This window comes from Chitinispirillales bacterium ANBcel5, assembly GCA_029688955.1.
GTDB lineage: Bacteria > Fibrobacterota > Chitinivibrionia > Chitinivibrionales > Chitinispirillaceae > Cellulosispirillum > Cellulosispirillum alkaliphilum.
Genome location: JARUKZ010000032.1, coordinates 1 through 26459, shown reverse-complemented (window position 1 = coordinate 26459; position 26459 = coordinate 1). Strand labels below are relative to the sequence as shown.

At 41.6% G+C, this 26459-nt stretch carries 22 protein-coding genes; 8 read left to right on the top strand and 14 right to left on the bottom strand.

Annotated features, from left to right (window positions below; translation table 11 throughout):
- Positions 1 to 114: 114 nt before the first annotated feature.
- Positions 115 to 891, bottom strand: coding sequence for a YdcF family protein (locus QA601_14670; GenBank protein MDG5816336.1), 777 nt, complete (start codon positions 889 to 891; stop codon positions 115 to 117).
- A 161-nt stretch (positions 892 to 1052) separates the two neighbouring features.
- Here QA601_14670 and QA601_14665 point away from each other — a divergent pair, with 161 nt between their 5' ends.
- From QA601_14665 to QA601_14655, 3 genes are all read left to right on the top strand, one after another.
- Positions 1053 to 1700, top strand: coding sequence for a hypothetical protein (locus tag QA601_14665; GenBank protein ID MDG5816335.1), 648 nt, complete (start codon positions 1053 to 1055; stop codon positions 1698 to 1700).
- Between the two features lie 111 nt (positions 1701 to 1811).
- Entirely contained in the window at positions 1812 to 3110 is a 1299-nt protein-coding gene (locus QA601_14660; protein ID MDG5816334.1) for a phenylacetate--CoA ligase, read from the top strand.
- Between the two features lie 16 nt (positions 3111 to 3126).
- Positions 3127 to 3558, top strand: coding sequence for an ACT domain-containing protein (locus QA601_14655; GenBank protein ID MDG5816333.1), 432 nt, complete (start codon positions 3127 to 3129; stop codon positions 3556 to 3558).
- Between the two features lie 24 nt (positions 3559 to 3582).
- On the opposite strand, the gene QA601_14650 is transcribed toward QA601_14655, so the two are convergent.
- The 3 genes from QA601_14650 to QA601_14640 all read right to left on the bottom strand — a co-directional run bounded on the left by QA601_14650 (position 3583) and on the right by QA601_14640 (position 8050).
- Positions 3583 to 4566, bottom strand: coding sequence for a GNAT family N-acetyltransferase (locus QA601_14650; protein MDG5816332.1), 984 nt, complete (start codon positions 4564 to 4566; stop codon positions 3583 to 3585).
- 169 nt (positions 4567 to 4735) lie between these two features.
- Positions 4736 to 5755, bottom strand: a complete 1020-nt coding sequence (locus tag QA601_14645) for a glycosyltransferase family 4 protein (GenBank protein ID MDG5816331.1) — start codon at positions 5753 to 5755, stop codon at positions 4736 to 4738.
- 150 nt (positions 5756 to 5905) lie between these two features.
- Complete coding sequence (locus QA601_14640; protein MDG5816330.1) at positions 5906 to 8050, bottom strand: two-component regulator propeller domain-containing protein; 2145 nt, start codon at positions 8048 to 8050, stop codon at positions 5906 to 5908.
- A gap of 260 nt (positions 8051 to 8310) precedes the next feature.
- On the opposite strand from QA601_14640, the gene QA601_14635 reads away from it, so the two are divergent.
- The 4 genes from QA601_14635 (at position 8311) to QA601_14620 (ending at position 12439) form a co-directional block, all read left to right on the top strand.
- The gene (locus QA601_14635; protein MDG5816329.1) at positions 8311 to 8871 is read left to right on the top strand and encodes an STAS domain-containing protein; all 561 of its coding nucleotides are present in this window, start codon (positions 8311 to 8313) and stop codon (positions 8869 to 8871) included.
- An 83-nt stretch (positions 8872 to 8954) separates the two neighbouring features.
- Complete coding sequence (locus tag QA601_14630; protein ID MDG5816328.1) at positions 8955 to 9185, top strand: hypothetical protein; 231 nt, start codon at positions 8955 to 8957, stop codon at positions 9183 to 9185.
- 17 nt (positions 9186 to 9202) lie between these two features.
- Entirely contained in the window at positions 9203 to 11239 is a 2037-nt protein-coding gene (locus QA601_14625; protein ID MDG5816327.1) for a hypothetical protein, read from the top strand.
- A 183-nt stretch (positions 11240 to 11422) separates the two neighbouring features.
- A complete protein-coding gene (locus tag QA601_14620) occupies positions 11423 to 12439 on the top strand; it encodes a GSCFA domain-containing protein (GenBank protein ID MDG5816326.1) in 1017 nt (338 codons plus the stop codon).
- Between the two features lie 149 nt (positions 12440 to 12588).
- On the opposite strand, the gene gltA is transcribed toward QA601_14620, so the two are convergent.
- From gltA to metK, 3 genes are all read right to left on the bottom strand, one after another.
- Entirely contained in the window at positions 12589 to 14004 is a 1416-nt protein-coding gene (gene gltA / locus QA601_14615; protein ID MDG5816325.1) for an NADPH-dependent glutamate synthase, read from the bottom strand.
- Positions 14004 to 14840, bottom strand: coding sequence for a sulfide/dihydroorotate dehydrogenase-like FAD/NAD-binding protein (locus QA601_14610; GenBank protein MDG5816324.1), 837 nt, complete (start codon positions 14838 to 14840; stop codon positions 14004 to 14006). The genes gltA and QA601_14610 overlap by 1 nt, the downstream gene beginning before the upstream one ends.
- 288 nt (positions 14841 to 15128) lie before the next feature.
- Positions 15129 to 16289 (bottom strand): methionine adenosyltransferase, encoded by a 1161-nt coding sequence (gene metK, locus QA601_14605; protein MDG5816323.1) that lies wholly within the window; start codon positions 16287 to 16289, stop codon positions 15129 to 15131.
- Between the two features lie 652 nt (positions 16290 to 16941).
- Between metK and QA601_14600 the strand changes: the two genes are divergently transcribed.
- Positions 16942 to 18675 (top strand): protein kinase, encoded by a 1734-nt coding sequence (locus QA601_14600; GenBank protein ID MDG5816322.1) that lies wholly within the window; start codon positions 16942 to 16944, stop codon positions 18673 to 18675.
- 16 nt (positions 18676 to 18691) lie between these two features.
- Here QA601_14600 and QA601_14595 read toward each other — a convergent pair whose 3' ends face one another.
- The 7 genes from QA601_14595 to QA601_14565 all read right to left on the bottom strand — a co-directional run bounded on the left by QA601_14595 (position 18692) and on the right by QA601_14565 (position 26272).
- The gene (locus QA601_14595) at positions 18692 to 19387 is read right to left on the bottom strand and encodes a pseudouridine synthase (GenBank protein MDG5816321.1); all 696 of its coding nucleotides are present in this window, start codon (positions 19385 to 19387) and stop codon (positions 18692 to 18694) included.
- 150 nt (positions 19388 to 19537) lie between these two features.
- The gene (locus QA601_14590) at positions 19538 to 20416 is read right to left on the bottom strand and encodes an NAD(P)-dependent oxidoreductase (protein ID MDG5816320.1); all 879 of its coding nucleotides are present in this window, start codon (positions 20414 to 20416) and stop codon (positions 19538 to 19540) included.
- A gap of 687 nt (positions 20417 to 21103) precedes the next feature.
- Complete coding sequence (locus QA601_14585; protein MDG5816319.1) at positions 21104 to 21418, bottom strand: hypothetical protein; 315 nt, start codon at positions 21416 to 21418, stop codon at positions 21104 to 21106.
- A gap of 22 nt (positions 21419 to 21440) precedes the next feature.
- Entirely contained in the window at positions 21441 to 21767 is a 327-nt protein-coding gene (locus QA601_14580) for a hypothetical protein (GenBank protein MDG5816318.1), read from the bottom strand.
- Positions 21768 to 21808: 41 nt separating this feature from the next.
- Positions 21809 to 22720: a hypothetical protein gene (locus QA601_14575; protein ID MDG5816317.1), complete on the bottom strand. Its 912-nt coding sequence runs from the start codon at positions 22718 to 22720 to the stop codon at positions 21809 to 21811.
- Positions 22721 to 22853: 133 nt separating this feature from the next.
- Positions 22854 to 24995 (bottom strand): ATP-binding protein, encoded by a 2142-nt coding sequence (locus QA601_14570; protein ID MDG5816316.1) that lies wholly within the window; start codon positions 24993 to 24995, stop codon positions 22854 to 22856.
- An 842-nt stretch (positions 24996 to 25837) separates the two neighbouring features.
- Positions 25838 to 26272 (bottom strand): cytidine deaminase, encoded by a 435-nt coding sequence (locus QA601_14565; protein ID MDG5816315.1) that lies wholly within the window; start codon positions 26270 to 26272, stop codon positions 25838 to 25840.
- Positions 26273 to 26459: the final 187 nt, after the last annotated feature.

Genomic DNA, 26459 nt, shown 5'->3' with positions numbered 1-26459 from the left:
ATATAGGAGATTATACCTTAAATAGTCAATAACCATTATTTAGGAATGGGTAAAGAGGGGGAAATCTGAGTAGATCTCATTGGAATTCACAGGTGTGTTAAAGAGTATAGTTGCTTAAATCCAGCCCAGAAGCTTATAGCCAATCCATCCGTAATACTCATGCATCATTTTTGTAGATATATCCAGGGCTGAAGCTTTGGGGAAAAAATCCAGCACAGATTGAAACGTATCTGTTCTACCATAATAGTCAATTGGGGCAGGAAAAACCGTAAAACCTCTTTTTTTAAACACTGCAACAGATCGGGGCATATGTGCTGCACTGGTTACTAAAATTATTTCACGAGGGAGTTCAAGGGAGTCCAGTATACCCTCAACATACGGTCCATGCTCATAGGTGTTACGGGCTTTGGGCTCCAGTAGTATATTGCTGGAATCGATATCAAAGAGTCCGGTGAGAAGCATTGAGTGGTGGTATGCTTCACTGGTTCTTATGTTATCGGACCAGAGGTGGCCACCAGTTACAATTATCCTTGGAGATAAACTGTCTTTGAACAGTCTTGCGCCATGAAGAATTCTATCACCAGCACTATTTATTTCGGGATACTCACTAAAACAATAAATTGGCCGACCACCGCCACCGAGTATCACAATTGCAGAGGCGTCCTGTGCTTCAGAAGGGAGCCGGTAGTCATATCGCATCTCCAGCCCTCGTGCCAGAAATCGGGAGACCGGTTCGATGGAAAAAAGATAAAGAAAGAGAAGTGAGGCTACGAATAGTGCCTTTTTAAGCTTTCTTGCTTTGTTTGGAATAACTGTAGAGGCAATAAGTAGAGTAATTACCAATCCAAGAGGATACAGAGGTATCGAAAGAAATTTGATGAGAATCGCCATGACTTAGTAAGCGCCTTGTTTGTTACGAATAGATACTATACAACACTTTTCATAGTTACTTCGTTTTAGGAAAAGCTCTTTGTTTCCTGAATATACTTTTTTTCCATATTATTTTTATTGATCAGGCAAGTAGTTTATTTATTAAAAATGTGAAGAATGCTATGAAAAAGGCTCTTATTTTAACTAAAAGGGAGATTGTTGTACCAACAGCTTTTGGCTGGGTGCTGATTTTTACCCTACTGGCTCTTTTTTTTACACTTTTAATCTTCAATATCCAGTCCTATCTTTCTCCCACTGCTCCTGTTAGGGGGAATGCTTTAATCGTTGAAGGCTGGATGCGGGATGATGCCATGGAGATGGTGGTTGATATTTTCAATGAAAGGGATTACGAGTATGTTTTTGTTACAGGTGGAGTACTGGAAGAGGGGTCTTTTTTGAGCGATTACGGTACTTATGCACACCTTGGCGCTGCTACCTTGAATGCTCTTGGAATTGCGGATACGTTTTTACATTCAGTACCAGCACCTCAGGTTCGAAAAGATCGTACCCTTACCTCAGCTTTGGCACTGAAAGAGATGTTGGAGCAAATGGATCACAACTTCATATCATTTGATTTATGTAGCTTTGATGTACATTCACGGCGCAGTGGGCACCTTTTTCGAACAGTGCTGGGCAAGGAGTACACCATTGGAATAATTGCAATTCCGGATAGCTCATATGATCCTGCAAAATGGTGGAATTCAAGTGCAGGGTTCAGGAATGTAGTCAGTGAGGGAATTGCCTATATGTATGCCAGGTTATTTTTTTAACTATGTTGCTGTGCTATATAATGCTGTTGAAAAAAAATTAATTCCTTAGTGCTGTCTTTTTCTATATTTCATAGATCGTTTGAGACTTTTCAGAAAGGGTGTTTTTTTCAGATGATTTGGGATAAAAAGAGCGAAACCATGCCCCTTGAAGATCTTAAAAAACTTCAGGGGAAAAGACTTCAAAAAACAGTAGAACGAATCTATACTAATGTTCCCTTTTACAAATCAAAACTCGATGAGTGTGGGATTAAGCCTTCTGATATAAAGGAGATTTCCGATATCAAAAATCTCCCCTTTACCACAAAGGATGAGATGCGGGAGGTTTACCCTTATGGACTTTTAGCTTCAAAGCAGGAGGATATTGTTGAGATACACACCTCTTCTGGTACAACCGGTAAACCTGTCGTTGGTGCTTATACTCAAAATGATATTGACCTGTGGTCTGAGGTTATGGCAAGAACTCTTTCTATGGGTGACGTAACATCAAAAGATGTGATCCAAAATGGCTATGGATACGGACTCTTTACCGGGGGGCTTGGTGCTCATTACGGGGCAAGACGTATCGGTGCCATGGTCATACCAATTTCTGTAGGCAATACTAAGCGGCAACTATCAGTTATGCGTGATTTTGGAGCTACTGCTCTTACCTGCACTCCTTCCTACAGTTTGTATTTAGCTGAAGCAGGAAAAGATGAGGGTGTAGATTTTTCAAAGTTACCCCTCAGGGTTGGCTTCTTTGGAGCCGAGCCCTGGAGTGAAAATATGCGTGCTGAAATTCAGGAAAAGCTCAATGTGAAAGCTATAGATATCTTTGGGCTAACTGAGATCATTGGTCCGGGAGTAGCTTCAGAATGTGAATGTCAGGATTTGCTCCATGTGTTTGAAGACCACTTCTACCCTGAAATAATCGATCCATCAACAGGCGAAATACTACCGGAGGGGCAGAAGGGGGAACTTGTTTTTACAACCATATCAAGAGAGGGCTCACCGGTTCTTCGTTACAGAACCCGTGACATTACCTATCTGACTAGAGAACCATGTGCATGTGGACGTACTTCTGTAAGGATGCATCGTATCCTTGGCAGGACCGATGACATGCTTATCATTCGGGGAGTAAACATATTTCCTTCTCAGGTTGAGCATGTACTGCTTCAGGTTGACGGAGTAGAGCCTCACTACCAGCTTATCGTGGAGAGAAGAGGAAGTATGGATCTGCTTGAAGTACAGGTTGAGATGACCGAGACAATTTTCTCAGATGAATTGAAAGTGATAGAGCTAAAAGAGAAAGAAATAGAGCACCAATTGCGGGATTCTCTTCTGATAAGCAGTAAAGTCAAGCTGGTAGAGCCACGAAGCATTGAGCGCAGTGAAGGAAAAGCAAAACGCATTATCGACAAGAGAAACATTTGAGGCAGAGGGGTAAAAAATGGTAGTTCAGCAGATTTCCGTATTTTTGGAAAATAAGGCCGGGCGCCTTGCAAGTGTAGCACAAGCACTAAAAGATAGTTCTATTAACATCAGGGCCCTTACAGTTGCAGATTCTTCTGACTTTGGTATTTTACGCATGATCGTCAATAAACCCGATGATGCGCTGAAAATATTAAAAGAAGCCGGCTTTATGGTAAAACTTAACCCGGTTTTAGCCGTTGAAATTGAAGATCGCGAAGGGTTGTTTTTTGAGATTATGAAACTTTGTGACCAGGAACACATAAATGTTGAATACACCTACTCCTTTGTAGAGCAGTACTCTAATAAAGCTATCCTTTTCCTTCGTTTTGATGATACAGAGAGGGCAGTTGATCTGTTTATTAAAAATAAGTATAAGCTATTAGGTCCAAAAGAGGTGAGTAAATTATAGAATTGATGGCTGTAGGCGAAGCGACTAAAGAAAAGCTTTGCGTACAGCTGTCAGGTTCTTGCGAAGCAGTGAGGGATTTTGGAATACGCGACTTGTGCAGCGTTGGGCTCCGAACTGTTCCTTAAATGATTGTACACCGGAGTAGCCACCACTTGGATTAAAATCAAACCACTTGTATCCCCGCTCAGCAGCATCACATATCACCCTCCAGTATAAAAGATTATTCGGACGAAGAGAAAAGTAGCTGGAATCAGATGCACCATGCCAGTAAACAGCATGACTGTTCCAGTAAAAACAAAGCATACCCGAAATCGCTTTTTCTTCAAACATTGCAAGCCAAAGAGTTGCAGTACTACTTTCTAAATCGATGATTTTTTCAAACAAAGACCAGGGGTAAATTGTCCGGGTTTTCTTCTCCTTACCACCTTCTTTCCACCTATTTAGAGATAGCTCATAGAGATGGTAATACATTTTCCAGTGCTCAACAGACTGAGCCTGTATAATTTGAATGTTCTGCCGTAATGCTTTTTTAAGTGATCGTTTGTGAGACTGGCTCATAGCAGAATGGATCTCTTCTATACTTTTGTTTTTTAAGCATATCATATGCGTGTAATCTGTTTTTACACTATACTTTTTGGGGGGGGCACTACAAATAGTATTTGATAGAGGATTTTCACGCCAGATGAGATTCTTTTTTTGCAACATAAATTTGAATAAGGCTTTTTTATGTTCGTTACTGAGATCGTCTTCAGATATCCAGCCACCATAAGTGGCACAAGGTGAGCAAAAGTAGTCTTTTATAAATCCACAAAGTTTTGAGCATTCGAGCAGGGGTATAACCGCAATTTTCTTATCAGAAAATTTGATAGTGCGAGCACAAATCTCTTTTTCTGATCCAAAGAGACGAAACCAATAAGGAGTATGAAAGAAAGTCGCATATTCGCACTTCTTTGTAACCCGAAGCCATTGGGAAAAATTGGTAAGTTCGATAGATTCTATCTGTACCATGAGCGGATACTTGTTTTATTCCTAAATGATGAATTTATGTTTTCTGAAAAAAGTTGAGTAGTTAATTTTTTGTGAACTCCGACACTAGCTATTTAATTCAGAATTACAATGTTAAAAAAAAGCTATCTTCAATGCTACGATTCGCTTGAAAAATATGCAAATGTTTCGACTACATGCTTACTTCCAGTAGTGAACAGTAGCAATTCTCAATAGAACTGATATATTTTTGATGGGAAAAACGGCTTTTAAGTTCATCGTAGGCATGATTCCCCATCTTTTCTCTCATCTTTTTATTGGCTATAAGATAAGCAACTTTTTGGGCCGCAGTAGTGTTAGCATGTTTAGGGACCAAAAAACCCGAAACAGAATCGGTGAAACACTCGGCTAATCCACCACTATCATAACAGACCACAGGGGTTTTCAAAGCCATTGCTTCAAGGTGTGCCCCTCCTAATCCCTCTTGCCAATCCGGAACCATAAGAAAAACCCCGGCAAGCTTTAATATTTTTGCTATTTGCAGATGGCTTAGGTTTCCTGTAATCAGAAAACTGTTTTGAAGCCCCTTGTTAACAATGCTAGTCATCACGTCATTGTAATAGTTCTCGTGCCCTTCAACTTTTCCTCCAATAATTATGAAAAAGGCTTTGCCCGGAACTGTTTGTTGCACTTTATGAGCTATATCGATGAAATTATAGTGACCTTTTTCAATGCGAAAAGAGGCAGTCATCACAACAGGCACTCTTTCTTCTTTCAAAAGAAAACTATACTCATTGCTTTTCACTGAAGGATTGAATATAGATAAGTCGGGACCAGGGTTGTAAATTACCTCTGAGAACTTCCCATTGATAGCGTAGAAGTTTTTTAGAAAATGTGAAATGAAGATGACTTTTGAACAGAATGTACGGGTCCAAAATCTGAAGAGAAGTTTTGGTAATCCTTTTCCGGCGGCTACTCTGACATGGCTCATACAACGGGCTCCGGAAAGGTATGCGCAAGGATAAAACGGGGCATCAATAAGATCTGAAAAGTGTACCAGTTTTATATCTTTTGATTTTAAAAACAAAAAGAATTTAATAAACGCTGGCATATAGCCCACAAAAAATTTGATAATTCCAAAGCTTTTCAATCTCAAACGATTGAATGGAATTATATGAATATGTGTTTCTGTTTCCGCGAGTCGCTCAGTCATCTCCCCCTGCTCTGGAAAAATAGCATGAACACGGTAGTTTTTATCGCCCGAAAAGTGTTTAATTATCTTATAAGTGCTTATGGGCATACCGGTGTTTAATGATGCAAGGGAGCAAAAAAAGCAGATATTTATTTTTTCTTTCATCATTATCTATGGTATTAATAAAATTCTGTGCCTTTTATCAGTGGGGGAAATAATAGCGAAATAAACTCCCGGAGAGAGGTTTGATGCCGGACGCCACTGCGCTCTCCATTCAAATCGTGAAACCGGCTCTGAAGCAATTTGTTTGGCCAAAGTTCCATCCATGGCGTAAATCGCGACATTGGAGTTGGGGTCAAGTTTTGAAAAGGTAATTCTTGAGGCGCCCTGGTTTCTGTTACTAATTGAAAATGGATTGGGATAAGCTACAATTTTTTCTTCAGAGGAGATCGGCTCTGTGCTTCCAAGGTCAAGAACGGATAATCCTTGATTGGTGGCAATCCAAAGAAAACCGTTATCTTTATCATAATTTATGTCCACTACATTGTTTGAGATGAGACCTTGCTCAACAGTAAAACGGGTCTCCTCTTCAGTGAATAAGTCATACCGTATGATTCCATTTTCGTTGGTTCCAAGCCATAGTGTTTCTTCATTTTGAACCGCAAGAGAGGTGGCAGAGATGTTAGAGTTTAACGCCTCAGGAGTTGTAGAATTGGGGTGTACAGCAAAAAGTCCCCTGGAACTAATAATTAGCGTCGTTCCATCAGGAGCCGCTTCTATTCTTGAGATAGTGCCTAAACTGGAAGATGAATTTAAAACCCTTAACTCCGCACTGAGAGGGTTGTTCCCCTGGTAGCTGTGAATCATTAGTCTGCCCGATAAATCGGCTGTGAAAATTCTGTTGTTTTTGTCTATGCTAATATGTCTGATACGCTCAGACCAGTGGGGAGATGTTTCAGGAAAAAATCTTCTGAAACCTGCTCTTACAGGATCACTTTGGTTGTCATCAGGAATAGTATTAGGGTTAAAGCAGATCAGGCCACCCAGATGATGCCTGTAAACACTAAACCAGATGTATCCATTAGAATCCAGGGCTAATGCAGGCGTTTTACCCCAGGGAAGCTCACCACCATCTGATATATATTCAAATCGTGTGTCATCGTTTCTTCCGATATAGAGCTGTGAAACGCTGTTTTGAGCAGGAGAAATATGTTTGATGTGGCCACCGTAGGTGCCAACCCACATATCGCCATTTCTATCTTCTGTGATGCCGTTCATTGGATGGCCTTCACCGATATAACCAAAATCGCCGCCATGCGTGAAGTTGTTATAGATTTGCCAGTTTGTTCCATCAAAACGGGTGATCCCGGTATTTCGTCTTGGCTGGTTTTCCGGAACAGGCAGCAACCATACATCACCACTTTTTGCTGTATAGACTCTGGAGATATCTTTGAGGGGCATTCCCGGGATGGTTATCTGTTTTGCCTGTGAAACTCCATCCCATAGATAGAAATAGGAACCACCGGTACCAATCCATAACCAGTTATCATTATCGTTGTAAAAGGATACAATATTGGAATGTGGAGTGATTCCAATTACCTCTGAGTCTATGACCAGGTTTCCTCGCTGAGCAGAGTAAGGTTTACCTTTGAATGTAACCTGTGGGCTGGAATAGCCGATGACCCCCGTATCAGTGATTGTAAAATCCATAACTCTGTGAGATGAATCGGTTTCCCATATCGTTCGGTCATAAAAGTTTGCTCTGCTCAAATCGGTGCTTAAAGTAGCAATACCTTCCTCGCAGCCCAGATAGATGGTGTCGTTATAGCTTCTAATGGTATTTACTCTGGAGCTGAAGAAGTCTCCTATTCTGGAAGCATTTTTTATTGCAGCTTCTCGTTTGGGATCAAAGACACTGCACCCCCTGTCAGAAGCAATTAACAGATAGTCTCTGTAAGGATAAATATCATTGATTCCCCACTCTGCTAAATGGTAGTTGGAAAAAACAGTATGGGTTCCATTTCTGCTTCTGCGGTAGAGATAGCCGTTTCGTGAGCCGATCCAGATGGTGCCGTCTTCATCCTGGGTTATAGCAGTGAGATCGGGGTCAGGAAATCTGTGGGAGTCATCGATCAGCTCTCCATCTCCTGTTGCAGTGTTATATATAAATAATCCACCACTTGAGGCTACCAGGAGTGAATCATTGTTTTTTAAGAAACCGTTTGCAGCAGTGGTTGCGCCGTAATTGGTGAAACGTTCAAGTGAGTGGGCTATTGTTACTGCAGCGAGTATAAAAACTATGATTATTTTGATCACGAGACGATTTTTCCAAGTTTAGTTTTCATTTTTATTACATAAAATACATCAAAACACCAAAATAGAAAATTACACCTATTCATAGTGTTTAAACAAGAATTAGGGGCTTTTATCGGTATTATTTTTCAGAGAGATGGTGATTATCAAAAAAAAGTGTTGGTGTGTGATCTTTTTGAGGCCCACAGTCCTGTTATAACTCTTGACTGCAGCTTATAAAAAAGATAGAATGTAGGGGAGAAACGAGGGGAGTTAAAAGTTATATGAAGAGTAATCATGGAGAGCTTTCAGATGAAATGTACAGACGAGTGTACAGGTTGGTTAAGCGAGAAGTTGAACCAAGGATTATTGCTGCTACATTGAAACTTCCCTACAAAACCGTTCAAAATGTTACCTACAGGCTAAAACAACACAAGACCGAGATTGCTTCTACTGAATCCAGTGCCCCTGAGCAGTATTTGGACCTCTATTTTTTCCCAAAAACCAGATATGCCCAACTCCAGATGGTTGGCATGGTAGTTGATTCTAAGATTGAGGGATTAAAAAAGGAATTTGAAAAGATTCTGTCATCGAAATGGAAAGTCGTTGTATTAGAGATGTCAGATGTATTGAATATTGATGAGGTTGGGGCAAAACAGATTCTTCATTTTCATCAAAACATTAAAGAGCTGGGGCGATATGCTGCTATCTTAGATCCATCACCCGAAATTGAAAATCAATTAAACAGGTTTGGGCTTGAGGAGCAAATTCCTGTTTTTGGCACTTTGTCTGCTCTTGAGAATAGTGCATTTTCAAAAAACAGCTCCTGGAGCGTTGGTTTGTAAGGTCAGGTTTTTGCTCTACTACTACAATATTATTTATATTTTCTCGATCATCTCATAAACAGTTACTATAGGTAGGAGTAGTGATGGCTTATTTAGGAATTGGCTATTCCGGAAGCGACACACAATTCCTGCGTCTGCAGGTAAATAAACATATTGAGTGGTTAAAAGGTGATCGCTTGCCCAGGTTTTTTGGTGATTCATTTCTGGTTCTTTATGATTCAAATACTGCCAGGGAATTTGCCAGAAAATGCACAGAAAGTGCTCCTGAGGATACAATCTTTATCTATCCCATGGAGCGACCGCTTAAACACTAAACAAAACGGGCAAAATAATGCTTCATTTTACTGAGAAACTGGAATCGGATAAAATTTTAAAGCTTCTCTCAAAAGCGCTACCGTATTATTTGGAATCCTGGCAGGACTTCGGTGATGCCACCGGGCTTTTTGGATCTACCGACCCTCAAAGTTTCAATATGCGCACTGTAGGATCATCTTCACCGGTAATAGAATACGTCATAAGGCCGCATCTCAACATCCTTTGTATACTCTCTGCCTTTCACTACCTCAAAAAATCGGAAATCATTGAAGAAACCATAAATCAAAAAGAGCTGAGTGAAAGAATCAAAAAAGGGGTTCGGTGGGCTTGTGATACACACATAACAGGCAGAAAAGATGTACCAACATTTCTTGAACGTAAACGGTGGGGAGAAAATTGGAGGAGCAGTTTGTGGGCTACCGTGCTGGCTATCACCTCAGTATTTGCCGGCGATATTCTTGATAAGGGTTTAAAAAGAAGAACGAGAGAAATTGTTGCCCATGAAGCCAATCGTTTCATCGGGGTATCTCCGCCCAGTGGAAGCCAGGTAGATACCAAAGTAGAGGAAAATGCTCAGGATGCCATGGTTATTGCCTGGGCAATTAACCTCTGTGAGGACCATAAAAATGTACCATTATGGGAGAAAACACTTAAGATATGGTCGGTAAATATTGCCTCAAGTGTGTTTGATTCCTCTGATCACTCTCAATACTTTGATCACTCTGTAGCAAAAGCGGTCACCACCTGTAACTTGTTTCCCGATTTTACAGCCGAAAATCATGGGTTTTTTAATCCCGAGATACTTTCCTATGGTTTATGGCTTGTACTGGGATTTGCTGCATATTCTTTGCATGGCCGGGAACGTCCTTCCTTTTTAGTGCGTAAAAATCACCAGAGAACTTTTGACATTTTGCTTCATTTCTGCCTACCCACAGGATTGATCTTTGCCCCCGGAGGGCACGATATGCCCATGTTCATACCACGCCCTCTTGCCCTTGCATGGGGCTTGTGGCATAAAGATCCGCGAGCATTACACTTAACTTCAAAGCTTCTGGCGTGGATGAACCAAAACCTTATGCTTAATAAGCAAAGGACTGGACCCTGGGTTTTTGGCTTTGAGCAAAAGCATGAAGGATGGGAGCTGTTATTTCAGAGTCAAAGTGGTCTTGAACTGGCACTGTTGGCTGCTTTGCCTTTCACCGAAGAGCTTAGAGGGCTTTCTGCGGGACAGGTTGAAAACTCCATAAACACAAGTCATATCTATCCATTTATAGAAGTCTGTTACAGAAGAAATGTGCGTACCACCAGAAGTGTAGCCTGGAAAGCTCTGGGAGATCATCCCCAGATAGGACTCAGCGTACATTCTCAACCGGAACTGGTGGCTCCCTTTAAAGCCGCTTTGCTTGGAATCCCTTCTTTAGTGCAGGCTGTGAAGTCATGGGAAGTTATGTTTCATTATGATCGTTTTCAGAGGGATGGATTCGATACCAGCGGAAGAATAGAATACTACGGGGTGGCAGGTAATCTGCTTCTCAATAGAGATGTAAGGGTTCTTACGTGGGGAGATGATGGATTGCTTGTACTGGATCAAATCGTTGCCCAGCAGGATGTAGATGTAAAAGAGCAGTTTCTTTCTCCAATTTATCTGGTAAATGATCATTGGACCGGAAATAATCTCGACTTTTCAAGCGGCTCTCTTAAAGAGTCTTTTAGCTCTTTTCAAAAAAATTTCAGAGAAGTATCCTGCCCTTCTTTTTGGGCCAGTATCAATAGCAACCTTCTGTTTCAGTTTGTGTGGGGAAGGACCAAAGGCCTTTTTTATCTTCCTGGTGGAATGCGCAACGCGCCACCTTATTGGAAAAATTGCAGGGTGGATATGCTTGGGATACATATAGAGCCGGCTTCAGTGAAAAGCGGAGATACTGTATACAAAATAGGCTACTATATTGGTGCAGGAAAAGGACCAAGGTCATTTAAATCCTCCGGCACTGCACAAGAGGCATTTAAAGGGCTTGTAATAATGGATGGGAAAATTACCGTTGGACTCGATTAATCAGGTAAAAAAGATGTTTACCGAATCCAACAAACATTGAGCTGAAAAAAATCCCCTGAACCAATTTAGAACGAGGCAAAAACCAGGCTTTCGCCGAGAAGAAAATCTTCTGAAAATACACGATCATTAATCTTCAGCATCCCTGTTACTGCGGGTATTTTTTATGGTTAAAGATGAATCGCTATGAAAGAATTATTGTTTAGAACCACAGTGCCTGCTAAAAGGTGCAAAACACCAATTTCTCATAATAAGTGTATTATGGTTCTTGGCTCCTGTTTTGCCGAAAATATCACCGATAAGCTTAATAACTATCTGTTCTCTGTAAATAGTAATCCCACCGGAATACTGTTTAATCCTCTCTCTTTGGCTGCTGCTGTCAAAAGAGTTGTTTCTGGTGAAGGATATACAGAAAAAGATCTTTTCAAATATAACGATTTATATCATTGTTTTGATCACCATTCTTCTTTTTCAGGGAAAAAAAACCGGGTAGTAGTAAAAAAGATAAATGAAAGTATAAGTAGAGCTCACGATTCACTTAAAGATTGCACCCATCTGATTCTTACTTTTGGAACCGCGTTCACATACCGGTTAAAAGAGAATGGACGTTTGGTTTCAAACTGTCATAAACTACCCAATAGTGAATTTTGCCGCAAATTAGAAACCGTTTCACAGATCGTGCAAACCTGTAAAGATTCACTAGATTTAGTGTATGCAATTAATCCTGGTATAAAAATTATTTTCACAATTAGTCCGGTACGTCATTTGCGTAATGATCCCCATGAAAACAGCGTTAGTAAAGCACATCTTATGTGTTCTGTTAGTCAACTTCAGGAATTGTACCCAGATTCTTATTACTTCCCTTCATATGAGATTTTGCTTGACGAACTTCGTGATTATCGTTTTTTTGCCTCTGATATGGCTCATCCCAGTGAACTAGCTATCTCCTTTATTTGGCAACGTTTTGCACAGTGTTGTATTGATGAGCGCTCGTTGCAATTTATCAGTGCCTATGAAAATGTTTTACTCGCTCTTAAGCATGAAATCAAATCCCCTGATACTTCAGAAGCACAAGTTTTTCTAAAAAGTATTCAAAATAAAATTACTGCCCTTTCCCAAACTTTTCCGGAGATAAACATGAAAAAAGCCTGTGATCTGCTGGAGAAAAAAACAAATGGATATCTTTGGGGTAAAGAATCATAGCCATCTTTGGGTCATTAAACCTTGAATGTCTTACAGAAATTGATGACAGATTTGCTTATCAAGAGGTAAAAAGAGTGCTGAAAGAGGAGGCTAAGACAGATAAGTGAAACGAAAAAGCCCCCAAAGTACTTCGGAGGCTTGAGTAATCATTATTGTTTTTGATCTCTAAGATCTTTGCAAATGTTTTCCGCTGCGATTTTTCCCGCACCCATTGCTAAAATAACTGTGGCTGCACCTGTTACGATGTCACCACCCGCATAAACATATTTTTTTGATGTTTGACCAGTGGTTTCATCCGCTACGATTGTCCCCCACTTGGAAATCTCAAGTTCAGGAGTACTTTCGGGTATAAGGGGGTTTGGGCTATTACCAATAGCTATTACTACCACCTCACAATCGATCATAAACTCGCTTCCGTCGATAGGTACAGGCCTTCTTCTTCCGGAGGCATCGGGTTCTCCAAGTTCCATCCTTATGCACTTAATACCTTTAACAAACCCCTTGTCGTCAGAAAGTATTTCAACCGGATTACATAAAAGATTAAACTCGATGCCTTCCTCTTTTGCATGGTGAACTTCGGCGACACGAGCCGGCATTTCAGATTCGCTTCTACGGTAAACGATGCTGGAATTTTCGGCACCAAGCCTTATTGCAGTCCGTGCAGCATCCATTGCTACATTACCACCACCAACTGTTACAACTTTTTTCCCCTTCATAATAGGGGTAGGGGAGTTTTTTTCAAAAGCTTTCATGAGGTTGCTTCTGGTAAGGTATTCGTTTGCAGAGTAGACACCTATACTGTTTTCTCCCTTAATTTTCATAAATGAAGGAAGGCCCGCGCCGCTTCCTACAAATACCGCGTCAAAACCCTCTTCGGTGAGTAGCTCATCAATTGTAGCTATTTTTCCGATAATAAAGTTTTTCTCTATCTTCACACCAAGTTTTGTAAGGTAGTCTATTTCCTGTTTTACAATTTCTTTAGGCAGGCGAAATTCCGGTATACCATACACCAGCACCCCACCGGCTTCGTGCAGCGCTTCAAAAATTGTTACATCAAACCCTTCTTTGATAAGCTCCCCCGCGCAGGTAAGACCTGCAGGACCAGAACCAACAATGGCAACCTTTTTACCGTTAGAAGGTTTGATTTCAGGAAGTTTCACCGCATTGTGGTCACGTTCCCAGTCGGCGGCAAATCGTTCCAGGTTTCCAACTGCTATAGCGTTACCTTTCTTTTGCAGAATGCAACGTATTTCACACTGTTCTTCCTGTGGACATACTCTGCCGCACACAGCAGGAAGTGCGTTGGTCTCCTTTAGTTTTCGTGCTGCTTCAGCAAATTTGCCATCCGCAATTAACTTAATGAATTCAGGAATTTTTACATTCACAGGACATCCGTCAACACACAGTGGTTTTTTACATTGAAGGCAGCGTTTTGCTTCTTCCATTGCTTCCTGCTCTGAGTAGCCATGAGGGACTTCAGAAAAATTTCTTGCTCTACGCTCAGGATCCTGCTCCCGCATAGGTACTCGTGTTGCTTTTTTTCTGCTTACCTCTGTATTACTCATTACTTACCTTCCAATCTGCACGTGTGTTGGTCCCGGGCATCACTTTCAAAATCTCTATAACTACCAAGCCTTTTCACCATCTCATCCCAGTCAATTCCTGATGCATCAAACTCAGGTCCGTCGATGCAGGCAAACTTTGTTTTATCATTTACCGTAATACGGCAGCCGCCACACATCCCTGTTCCGTCAATCATTATAGGATTTAAGGAAACGTATGTTTTTATGCCGGCTTTGACTGTCAGCGATGTGGTTACTTTCATCATCATAACCGGTCCGATCACAAACGCCGCGTCAAAAATTTCACCATTTGAGATCAGTTCATTGAATACATCCGATACAAACCCCTTTTTCCCCGCCGATCCATCATCGGTAGCGATAAGAGTACGTGAAGATTTCTCTGAAATCTCCGTATCAAGAATTAGAAGATCTTTGGTCCTTGCACCCAGAACAGATGTTACTTCATTGCCTGCTTCGTACAGAGCGCTTATGATCGGGTAAAGAGGTGCAACACCAACTCCACCACCGATACATAACACTTTACCAAAATTTTCGATATGGGTTGGTTTACCCAAAGGGCCGGCAAGATCCAGTACTGAATCCCCCTCTTTAAGGTCCCGTAAGATCATGGTCGTTTTGCCAACGGCCTGAAATATAATCTCAATCCATCCTGCTGCAGGATCTGCATTGGCGATGGTGAGAGGAATTCGCTCACTATCGCCCGATGGTCTTAAAATGATAAATTGTCCGGCTTTTCTCTTCTTTGCGATACGAGGCGCCTGGAGACGAAAGCGCCATACTGAATCTGAAAGCTGTTCTTTTTTTAGTATTTTAGTCATAAAATTACTCCAGCTCAAAAAGATGCAGTTATTTAAAAACACCTTTTTGTAAGCATATTCCTAACATAAGAGGTGTTTCGATTCCACCTGGTAAAAATTGTGTTTTTTTAAGGTTAAATATACAAAAAAACCCGGAGATCGCGACTGGCGCGAGCCGGGTATCAACCTTGAATCCTTTATCCACGTCCCTAAGTACAGCGTTGTACAGGTGCGGAACCATATATGTTAAAATTCTAAATTGCTCAACTAAGCAGCTCATAATGATGAACTGCACATTTAAGCGCCAGCTTAAAGCCCGGCCTCTTTTTTGATCTGTTCCACCATATCGGTTTTTTCCCAGGTGAAATCTTGCAATTCACGGCCAAAATGCCCGTTACGCGCTGTTTCTCTGTAGATCGGGCGCTTCAGATCGAGTTTTTCAATGATACCCGCGGGTGTAAGATCAAACACCTTTCTTATCACTTCACAGATTTCAAGCTCCGATAATTTACCAGTCCCGTAAGTGTCCACGTGGATTGAGAGTGGTTCAGGAACACCGATAGCATAACTGAGCTGAATTTCACAGTGGGTGGCAAGTCCTGATGCGACCACGTTTTTGGCAACCCATCGTGCAGCATACGCGGCGCTTCTATCTACCTTTGAAGGGTCTTTTCCGGAAAACGCTCCACCGCCATGAGCACCATAGCCCCCGTAGGTATCAACAATGATTTTTCTTCCGGTTACACCCGAATCACCATGAGGACCACCAATAACGAATCTGCCGGTGGGGTTAATATGATAGGTCGTATCAGAATCAAGCAACTCAGCAGGAATTACCTTTTTTACTACCTTCTCTATCATATCCTGTTTGATAGTCGCGTGTTCAACATCCGGATCGTGTTGTGTGGAGATTACTACGGTGTCTACGCGCTTGGGTGTAAGGTCATCATACTCGACTGTAATCTGAGACTTTGAATCCGGACGAAGATAGGGGATTTCACCACTCTCGCGTAACTTAACAAGCTCTTCTACTATTCTATGGGAGAAGTGAATGGAAAGAGGCATACATACGTCGGTTTCATTACAGGCAAAGCCAAACATTATCCCCTGATCACCGGCCCCCTGCTCTTTATGTAGTCCCTCACCCTGTGTAACTCCCTGAGAAATATCGGGGGACTGCTGGTGAAGTGCTGTGAGTATCCCACAACCATCTGCTTCAAAACCAAGCGCGGGCTTATCGTAACCGATCTCCCTTATAGTCTTTCTCACAATCTCCTGTATATCCACTACGGCTTTGCTTGTGACCTCTCCTGCAACAACAACCAGACCGGTTGTAACCAATGTCTCGCAAGCAACCCGTGAATTTGGGTCCTGAGCAAGCATAGCATCAAGTACCGCGTCTGAAATCTGGTCGCAAACCTTGTCAGGATGCCCCTGAGACACACTTTCTGAGGTAAAAAAACGACGCATTTGTCCTCCTGAACATTGTGAAAGAAACTATAAAAAGAAGATGCTTAAAATAATTACTTCTTGGCACTATTACAAGTGTGCATTTTAGAGAGAGAAGGTAAAACTATGATTTTAGCGCAATATTTTTTTATAACCTGCATAGAATTAATGGCTACATTTAAATTATTAACGCCCCTGATCTATTGAAGAATAAACTACTGCTTTGACTAGATTAAGATTATGGTGGCGGCTTTGTACTCACTCAGTTTAACTGGTAAAAGGAGAGCCTGATTAGGGTGCATACTGAAGTTAAAACATGTGTTCCCGATGGATACAAGAAACGTTTTGGGTGATTGGCCCGGCTTGCGCTGTAACTAAAACCACAACAGTAGGTTACAACGTAGTTTGCTGATCAGCACCTGTATGAAACCCTGAAACTTAATTGCTATTTCAAACCTCACACCCCTGCCACATTAATATATATTATAATGAATACTGATTCGAAACGGTTCACTACTGCTTTTGGGGAAATCAGTTTGACCGGTGAACAACGTGCTCATATATTGGTAAGATAGTACTTGAAGGTCTGAAGGATCTTATAGCTATCCCTGATAGTTTGAATTTTTTAGATCTTCCGTTGATTTCGCACATTACAGAAAGTCACGAAACGAAGATGGATTATTGCTTTACAGATGTTGCGCCGAGACCCACTGTAAATGAGAAGCTTGGGCATTGCCGCATACTTGAACTTATCGCGAGTGGGGGGAGCTCTGATGTATACAAGGTCTTCCACGAGCAATTAGAGGTCATAAGAGCAATAAAAATCCTAAAGCCCGGTTACAGTGCTGAATGTAAAAACCGGCTCGAAATGGAAGCCAAGATTAGCGCCAATCTCTGTCATCCAAATATCCTTGATGTGTACGGGTTTTCATTCTGGAGAGAAATACCGTACATAGAGATGGAATTTGTTGATGGAATCTCATTAAATGAACTACTCGCAAGAAACGGAACCCTCCCTGCTCACCTTGCTCTCTCCATAACACACTATGTTTGCGAAGCACTCAATTATGCGGGGAACCAGAAAATAAGCCTCTATGGAAAGCACTATGAGGGGGTTATTCACAGGGATATTAAACCTGCCAACATACTCATCGCTTCAAACGGCACAGTAAAGCTTGCAGACTTTGGTATCGCAAGACCAAATGAAGTGAGCATTCATACTACCCGCTCAAAACTAATCGGAACATTTGCCTATCTTAGTCCCGAACAGTTCAGTAAGGATAAACTGGATAGCCGCTGTGACATCTATTCCTTAGGGTGTGTGCTGTATGAGCTGATCGCGGGGAAGAAAGCGTACCCTCAAAGAGTACTAAATGAGCTTATAGGCATGAAGATACGGGGAGTGTATGATGAAATAAATGCTCCTAAGCCAATCATTCGTATCGTGAAAAAAATGATGGATGTAAACAGGGAGAAGCGTTACAAAAACGCATCTGAACTGGATAAAGATGTATTGACTGTACTTAAAGATATCACTGCAGAGACACCGGATACCATAATCAAAAGTAGCACACAGGAACACACGATAGACTTTCCTATTGCACCACCCAGAAAATCTCCCATGGTTTTACTGCTGCCACTCTCATTTCTGCTTTTGGGCGCGCTCTTACTCAGCGTATACCTCTTTTTTTCCAGACAGCCAGGATCGGCAACCAAAGAGGTCACGATAGCTGAAACTCAAACTCCTGACAAGCAAGAGGCTCAAGAGGAAAACGAAACTAAACAGCGGAAGCCAGAGGTGGCTGAGACCAAAACTGAAACCGTTCCACAAACAGCAGTACAAAGAACGCCTTCACAAAGACAACCAACCCCAACGGACGCGGCCTCTGAGGAGCAGGACGAAACCAATGAGCAATACCTTACCTATCTCAGACAGGGGATAGCTCATTACAACTCCCGAAACTTTCTCAGGGCTATCCCAAATCTTGAGAACGGCTATGAAATCAAAGGTAGCGAATCTGCTGACTCTCTTATCGTATTTCTGGTGCATAGTTATATTGAACAGGGCCTAATTGCCAAAGCAGAAAAATTACTTGAAAAACACAGTGTAAATGATCCGTTCTGGTTAATGCTTGAGGCGCTTAGCCGCAATGCCAGAGGACGTTACAGCGAAGCTGAACGAGTTCTTACAAGAATCAATAACACTACTTCACGTTTTTCAAATACTCTTTCCTTTGAAGTGCCCTACCACCTGGCATCGGTGCGCAAAAATATGTATCAGGAAAACCCCAGTTCAGAAAATCTGCAGATTGCTATTCAAAGTTGGCAAAGTTTTCTAAGGCAGTGTAATGAAAGTGGCGGCGCCTGCGATCAGACTGCCTATCAACTGGATATGTCTGCTTTTTAAGACACTAAACTCTTCTCTACAGCTCTACCCACTCACCCTCCTTTAAACCTTTTACAGTATACTCTGCAAAACTCATGCGGTGAAGCGCCTCTACACTATAGCCCTGTGTAGCAAACATCCTTTTTACCTGATGATATCGACCCTCGGTAAGGGTTAAATCAGCTGTATACTCATCGATAATGGTAAGGTCTGCTGGAAGACAGGGTTTCTCTTCACCCGGTAAGGTTAGTGTCCCGGAAGAAAACAGCACTATAAGGGTATCGTTAAGTGGTTTGTCTACTGTGACACGGTACTTTTTTTGTACGTGCTGCCTGGGAGAGGTTAGCCTGTGGACAAGTTGGGTGTTATCGGTAATCAAAAGTGCACCGGTGGTATCTTTATCAAGACGTCCTGCAGTTACAGGTACCGGGTTTCTTTTCATCCACCGTTCGGGCAGCAGATCATAAACTCTACGACCCTCACTACTGTTATGAGAACATACATATCCGGCAGGTTTGTTGAGAAGTATCGTTATCCCATCGGGATGATCCAGCGCCTCATTATCGATTACTACCTGTGATGGCTCAACCTTCAGTGATGGATTCTTTATCACTTTGCCCATCACTGAAACTCTGTGCTCAGAGAGCAACTCTTTAACTTTGCTTCTGCTGCAGTAACCAAGGTTTGAGAGAATTTTATCGATGCGCTGATATTTTTTGGTGCTGTTTTTCACAGGTACTAAGCTTTCCGGTTTCTCTGAAACTGCTGTGTCAGCAAAAAGATAAATAGAGACGGGATGAAACAAAAGTCAGGTGTGCGGAAATTTATGATTTTCTGCATTGCCCTAAACCCCTGTTGCATAGTATAGGTTAAATGGTGTTCTTTATTGCCTCTCAGAGGGGTTTTTAAGAAAATGGTATATTGAAGAAAAATCCTTTTCAGAGAGCCCGGCATTGTTTGCGCAGGCAAAAAACTCCTTAATGGCCGATGTGGCTCCGAGAATTACGTCGGCGTTAAACGCTGTGGATTGTATCTGGTGAAGATCGTTCAGGGCAAGATTCAGTGCAAAGTGGGTGTGATGTGATCCTGATTCAAAGTTTTGGCGTTTTGACTGCAGAAAAGGTGGGGATACCGGACTTTGCAGTAGGGTTTCTAAAAGTTGTTGCCTGGATAATCCTGTTTTTTCGCCCAGGATAAGTGCCTCACTGGCCAGAAACATGGTACCGGTAAGTAGAAGGCTGTGAACCATTTTCATGGCTACACCCATGGAAGTTTGTCCCATGTGCGTTACTCGTTTCCCCATCATTTCCAGAACAGGGCGTATCGCTTCGAAGTCGTTATGGCTTGCACCGACATAAAACTCAAGCTCACCCTTTTGAGCGGGGATCAAAGAGCCACCGACCGGTGAATCGACATAGCGAACCCCCACACTACCTGCAGCATCTGACATCTTTTTAGCAAATTCGGGGTTAATGGTGCTGCAATCTACCCATATGGAGTTTTCTTTAAGGGCGCTTAAGAAACCCCGTTCCCCGATTGCAGCCTCTTCAACCGCTTCGGGGCCCGAAAGCATGGTGAACAGAAGTGATACCCTGTCTGCCAGCTCCGCAGGGGAATCGGTCGCTTTTGCTCCCATAGAGAGCAGCGGCTGGAGCTTGGATTTGGTTCGGTTATAGATAAAAATATCGTTGCTGCCATCGATAATAAGGTGAGTCACCATTCTGCTGCCCATACGGCCCATGCCCATAAATCCGATATTCATTTCTGTTGCTCCTCAGTTTTTTGTCCCCACAGTTTTCTTTATTAAATGAAGAGCTAATGGTGTGCCGGGGAGCTCTTATGCCATAATCCCGGGTGGAAGAAGAAAATGACGGTTTCTTTGCCAAGGGGATTTTCAGTTCCTAATTCAGGCGTTTTGGAGCTGTGTACAATGCAAAAGGATAATCCAATACCAGGTGTTTCATATCTACTGATTGCATTTTGGTGTATAACCATAATATCCTGGGCGCCTGCCGCGGACGGCACCGGTTCTACCCATTCGGGCACAATGTCCTCCAGGCTCGTCGTACCTCCTCGGTGCCTCGGTTGTAGCGCTGCGAGGACTCCGCTTTTTTGAGGGCACTGGCACTTAAGAAAGTGCCACCTTCCGTCCCCCCTGGCGCGTTTTACCCGTGCGTCGTTTGTAAATACAGCATTTGGCTTTCAAAGGAGTTGCTCTGCAGGATGGGTACGACCGCATTTAAGGGGTAGCCGAAATTCCGGCGTAGTGGATAGCGGAATGCTTACTTCTGCCAGTAACATTCCCGTATCCCTTTGGACTGGGGCACTTGCCCCAGCGGCTTTTTTATGCCGGTGATAATATAAGACACATTTTTTTAATTACCCCGGTCATTTTACTTGAGTGTTTAAGTTTTTCTCCTGCACCAACTAAGCGCTCCGACATACTTACCTATGAGCAGTCTTTTCTCTGTGGTGGCAATAACCATCTAAACCCCTCAAAAAAGAGAATTGTTAAAGTAGGAGAGGTAATATAAAGCATCATCTCCTCAAGCGGCACCCGTCCGATCATTATCAAAGAAACATCAGGGTTCCAGGACCAAATACCTGCATACGTGGCATACTGCTCAATGATAAAGAGCAGTGTGAATGTAGTTGCAACACATAGCAGTGCGGCTCTGAGATCGACTTTGAGACCGGTTAATAGAATCATAGCGATAGCAACAACACAGCTTCCAGCCACCCATGATATCAGAAACCATTCCACTACATCCCCCTTTGGATTGGAGTTATTGCGCTTTGAGGTATAAACTTTTGCATTGTTCGGGTTTGGTTATCCTTTTTGATCTTAAATACACTCTTGGGTAAAGATAAAACTCAAGCATAAGCAGGGCAAAAGAGTACCAAAACAGGTACTCTTCAACAGGGGAACCGGCAATTCGTAATGGAATTAGCCATGTGTTCTCGGGGTGTACAAACCAGGCTTCTACACGGATGAGGCAGATGTATTGAAATCCAGACGAGAGGATACAGAGCAGAAGAAACGTAAAAATGAATGCTTTTTTCTCTATTATGTCGAGCCGTTTAAAAAGAGGGAAAAGCAAAGCAATGCTCACAATGCAAAGCCCCCCGTCAATTGCCAAATAGAGCGGGAAGTTCATGGTCCTGGCCTTTCTGCTAAATCTGGTTTATTAAGCAGCATACGCGCAAGGTGAAAGAAAACCAGGCATATAAGCCCTGAGATGAAGGACATCTGTGTCATTTCCGGTTGCCATATAACGGGAAAATTGAGAATGCTAAAGAGTTCAATTTCGTTAAAATAGAGTCCCGGGTGAGTTGAGGAATCGGGGAATATCCAGATCCCCTGAACCCGGGCCACAACATCCCAAAGAATTTCAACTGTTACAAAGACAATTGTGGTAACCCAGAGTTGAAACGCGTTATAATGCTTGTAAAAGAAAAGACCTGCGAGTCCAAATGGTAGATAGAGCCATAGAATCATCCCCTTAAACACTGTGGAACCGAAAATTATACCGAAAAAAGTAATAGTAAACAAGATCATATAAAAAGCTGTTTTGAGCAATGCGTCGAGTTTTGCATTACTTATCGGATTGTTCATTCTGACTGTTACTATGACCGTTACATGTCCCATAATAACCGCAAGTGGATAAAAGAGAACATCTCCCAGGATCATCTGCCCATCCCCAATTTGCCATATAATGCCGGTAAACAGGTCGGGAAAAAAGAACCACCAATCATCTACAACCGCAGCAAAACCAAATGCATAGGCGAATGTCAAATTGATTACGCAACATAAAATAGTTACATCCCAACCTGCAACTTCGGTGAAGCTTTTATGAAGAGGTATCTTTTTGATGAGTGAGGAGATAATGATGATAGCACTGCCAAAAACAAGAACTACTTGTTTTAGGTACGCCAATTTATCGTCTGTTTTTCTTTTAGGAAAACGTTTTCTCAGTTCATCTTTATTCTTGTCGTAATAGTCTTCATGAACATTCTTTGGCTGATCTGTAGATAATTTTCTTTCTGGAGTAGAATTCTGAGTCATAGCAATTCACTTTCATAGAGGCGATGGGGTAAATGAATAGTGATTACTACTTAATTATACGAAGTAAATTACGAAAATTCAAGAAATAAAATAGTTTTGGGTAAGTCTGTGACTGTAGTATCAGAAAAGAGTATCAGGGGTTGACCTCTTTGGGTAGTGCTGATGCCAGTACTTTTTTAAGCTCATTAATATTATAGGGTTTATGCAGAGCTGCAGCAAAACCATAGCTTTTGTAGTCTGAAAACTCTACTTCTTCGCTGTATCCGCTTGATATAATGATTATCAGTGCCGGATCTATGAGGTGTAGTTGTTTTGCAAGCTGACAACCACCCATGCCGTTTGGTACTGTAAGGTCTGTAATTACAGCACTGTACCTTTTTCCTTCACGGTGTGCTGCTTTAAAAATTTTTAGTGCCTGGTCACCTGAGGATGCTTCATCCACAGAAAACCCAAGTCGTTTAAGTAGCAGGGCCAAACTTAAGCGAACCGGGGCGTAATCATCCATCAGAAGAATACGGCCTGATGTCTGAACCCTGAGATCTTCCGGGATCGTTTTTACCGGTGCTTGTGTTTCAGTAATGGGAAGAAAAATAGTGCTGGTAGTTCCTTGGTTTAATTTAGAATCTATCGTGAGAATTCCTTTATGATTTTTTATAATTGAATAGGCTACAGCGAGTCCAAGTCCGCTTCCAGTCGATTTAGTAGTGAAATAGGGCTCAAAGACCCGGGATGAAATTTCAGGTGCCATACCACATCCCTGATCTTGTATGATCACTTTAAGATAGTTTCCTGGTTTAAAACCCGCAGCAGTATTTGTGTCCTTTGTTTTCTCAATCTTTATTTTTATATCTCCACCCTGTTGCATAGACTGGATAGCGTTTATAACAATATTTTGAATAACCTGGCGAATTTGGGTCTTATCACCTTTTATAAAAACTGGATTTAGATCACTTTCAAAATGCAGTTTTATATCTGATCCCCTGGTTGAAAACTCAGCGGTATCTTTGATGATCTCATTAAGTTCAAAAATTTCTCCTGGAAGAGAACTGCCTTTTGAAAATGAAAGTATTTGCCTGGTGAGTCCGCGTGCAGAAAGTGCTGTTGCTTCGCCTTGAGAGAGTATCTGGGCTGCATTACTTTTCGCGTCCAGTTCTAATCTGGCAAGCGAGATATTCGCAACTATTCCGCAAAGGAAATTATTGAAGTCATGTGCAATACCCGCAGCAAGCTGTCCGATTGATTGTAGGTTCTTTTCACGTGTCAGCTGCTGCTCAGCTCTTTTTTGCATTGTGATATCATGTATAATCAGCAGTTTGCCAAAAGATGCATCTGACCTTTTTACAAGTGATTGAGATATAATCAGATCTTTGGTGTCTAAGTTGTCTGAAATTGAAGCTGAAATAGCATCACCATCCTGAATAAAACTATATCCTTTAATATGTTGCTCAAGAAAGGAACGGGTTAGTTTCATTACTGGAGTATTAAAGAGCTTACGGGCGCTTGAATTAATCTGAACAGCAGATCCGTTTGCTTCAAGAAGAAGAACTGCATCGTGAACGTTCTCAAAGATTACATTGAATGAATGCTCCACTTTCTCCACATCAACATAGAAAAGGTGGTGCACTCTTATTGCAAAGAAAAGGAAAGCTGTGTTGATGAGTATTCCTAATGATGCAAAACGCATTAGGAACAATGTTTGTAGAAAAACAGGGCTGCAAATTGCTGTGATCGATATCATTGTGGAGATCAATGAGCCGATTAATACCAGTCTGAGCTGTTTAACAAGCTGAGCATCATTACTTCTCTGAATACGTTTTATACACAACCACAAAGAATAGACTGGAGAAATAATCAGTGACAGAAAGAACGCAATAACGAGCCATACTGAAGGCACATAAATATAGGTGTTCGGTAAATGGAGAATTTCAAGTGGCGGAAAAATCGTAGTGATCAGAACCGACACAATGAACATCACCATACTTAACCAATACAGTTTTTTGCGTTTTTCTTTAATTAGTTCAAGAACAAAGTTGAGGAACAAAAACCCCAATGATAAAATGATTGGGAGTATCAGAGAATGCAAAAATTCGACAACCGCTGCATGAAGTGGAAGCTTGACTAAAAAATCCAATAACGGTACAAGAAACATAAAAAAAGCATAGATCAGAAATGACCTTATAACAGGAGAGTTTCTTCGTTGTCCAAGAACATAGGAAAACATCGATAGATTTAATGCAAATGCTGCGAAGGGGATCAATGAGAGAAAATCTAGCATGAAAGTTCTTTTGTGCTTGTGTTTATACGACAATACTGAAAAGCAGAGCGACGCAATATCCCTGTTACGACAACACTCCCTTAATACTGATTATAATATAAATTCAGTGACCGATAAATAGGGACGCTTTGCAAGAATTTCATCAAATCCCCCCGGACCATGGTGAGGTGTACACCTGGCCTTTAATGCTATTCCTTTAACGCGAGCAGAAGCATGTAGGGCATATCGGGCAACAACCACCCACCGTGTAAATTGTATCTAAAGCATAAACCCGAAACGATAAGGGTTAAAGCCGGAACCTGTCACTTTTGTTTTTTTTTAATTGTAGCATTCCAGGTAACGCTGTTTCGCTTCTGAAGATTTGTATGGATGGGCTCGGGCGATCTGGTGGAGGAGATAGAGGAAACTCATTCTGGATTTGCAATGGCTCCACAGCTTATTCCCTTGGATTAGTAACTGATAGTAGAGCAAAAGCTATGTATGCTAACGTGCTAGCTGCTGCTATCGCATTAGATAAAACTATTACTATATATTACTACAATGGGACTGGTCAAAATTGTTCTTGCTGTTATGAAGATAGAATTTAGATTAGAGGTAACTTCGATTTAAAGACATGGTATTTAAAAAAAGCCGGTGGCTTCTTTTTTTACTCAGAGGATGAAAGGAGATATCCGGCTACCAAGTTCGAATTCACACTCGAACTTGGTAGCAAAATAGAGTGGTCCAATAAACATCAACGGTGGTACTAAATGTGTTCATTTGTGTCAGGATGAACTATGAAAGAAAAAAGAGAAAAAATACTTCACTAATCGATAGATATCAGTACACTATACCCACAAGCATCAATAACGACTTTCAAAGCGTGTACCCCACCAATCGGGTACCAAATCTCCCAGTTTAACCGTTTTCATTTCATGAATATCTTTTAATATTTCGATGTTTCCGCTTTCTTTATCTAACTGCATCAAATATTCCCTGCATGCTCCGCATGGACTGAGAATAATGTTTTCTCCACCATAACATACAAGCTTTTTAATTCTGCTTTCACTATTGGTGATCATGTTGGCGATAGCATTGCGTTCGGCACACATGCCAAGTGAACAAGCGGTATCGATGCATACACCGATGTAGATGTTGTTATCTTCTGTAAGAATAGCAGCAGAGACACCACCAGCTTCGATAAATGATGATATTTTTCTTGGATTGTAGACCTGTTTGGCTTTTTCGATTAATTCTATGAATGTTACTTCGCTTTCCATATGTTTTTTAACTTTCAAGTCCTGACATTCTTTTTCCGGGCGCTTACTCCGGGTATTTGGAAGTAAATCATCTACTACAATGTTACAGTGCGTGATTAAACCGCGTGTACTAAATATATGATAGCTATACCGATGTCAATAAAATTATGCTCTGGGCAGGAGGATCCAGTGGTAAAACCAATCATAGAACTCTTTGCCCGGCTGT

Coding starts and splice junctions, on each gene's coding strand:
- QA601_14670 (MDG5816336.1), bottom strand. CDS start 891: ATGGCGATTCTCATCAAATTTCTTTCGATACCTCTGTATCCTCTTGGA.
- QA601_14665 (MDG5816335.1), top strand. CDS start 1,053: ATGAAAAAGGCTCTTATTTTAACTAAAAGGGAGATTGTTGTACCAACA.
- QA601_14660 (MDG5816334.1), top strand. CDS start 1,812: ATGATTTGGGATAAAAAGAGCGAAACCATGCCCCTTGAAGATCTTAAA.
- QA601_14655 (MDG5816333.1), top strand. CDS start 3,127: ATGGTAGTTCAGCAGATTTCCGTATTTTTGGAAAATAAGGCCGGGCGC.
- QA601_14650 (MDG5816332.1), bottom strand. CDS start 4,566: ATGGTACAGATAGAATCTATCGAACTTACCAATTTTTCCCAATGGCTT.
- QA601_14645 (MDG5816331.1), bottom strand. CDS start 5,755: ATGACTGAGCGACTCGCGGAAACAGAAACACATATTCATATAATTCCA.
- QA601_14635 (MDG5816329.1), top strand. CDS start 8,311: ATGAAGAGTAATCATGGAGAGCTTTCAGATGAAATGTACAGACGAGTG.
- QA601_14630 (MDG5816328.1), top strand. CDS start 8,955: ATGGCTTATTTAGGAATTGGCTATTCCGGAAGCGACACACAATTCCTG.
- QA601_14625 (MDG5816327.1), top strand. CDS start 9,203: ATGCTTCATTTTACTGAGAAACTGGAATCGGATAAAATTTTAAAGCTT.
- QA601_14620 (MDG5816326.1), top strand. CDS start 11,423: ATGAAAGAATTATTGTTTAGAACCACAGTGCCTGCTAAAAGGTGCAAA.
- gltA (MDG5816325.1), bottom strand. CDS start 14,004: ATGAGTAATACAGAGGTAAGCAGAAAAAAAGCAACACGAGTACCTATG.
- QA601_14610 (MDG5816324.1), bottom strand. CDS start 14,840: ATGACTAAAATACTAAAAAAAGAACAGCTTTCAGATTCAGTATGGCGC.
- metK (MDG5816323.1), bottom strand. CDS start 16,289: ATGCGTCGTTTTTTTACCTCAGAAAGTGTGTCTCAGGGGCATCCTGAC.
- QA601_14600 (MDG5816322.1), top strand. CDS start 16,942: ATGGATTATTGCTTTACAGATGTTGCGCCGAGACCCACTGTAAATGAG.
- QA601_14590 (MDG5816320.1), bottom strand. CDS start 20,416: ATGAATATCGGATTTATGGGCATGGGCCGTATGGGCAGCAGAATGGTG.
- QA601_14575 (MDG5816317.1), bottom strand. CDS start 22,720: ATGACTCAGAATTCTACTCCAGAAAGAAAATTATCTACAGATCAGCCA.
- QA601_14570 (MDG5816316.1), bottom strand. CDS start 24,995: ATGCTAGATTTTCTCTCATTGATCCCCTTCGCAGCATTTGCATTAAAT.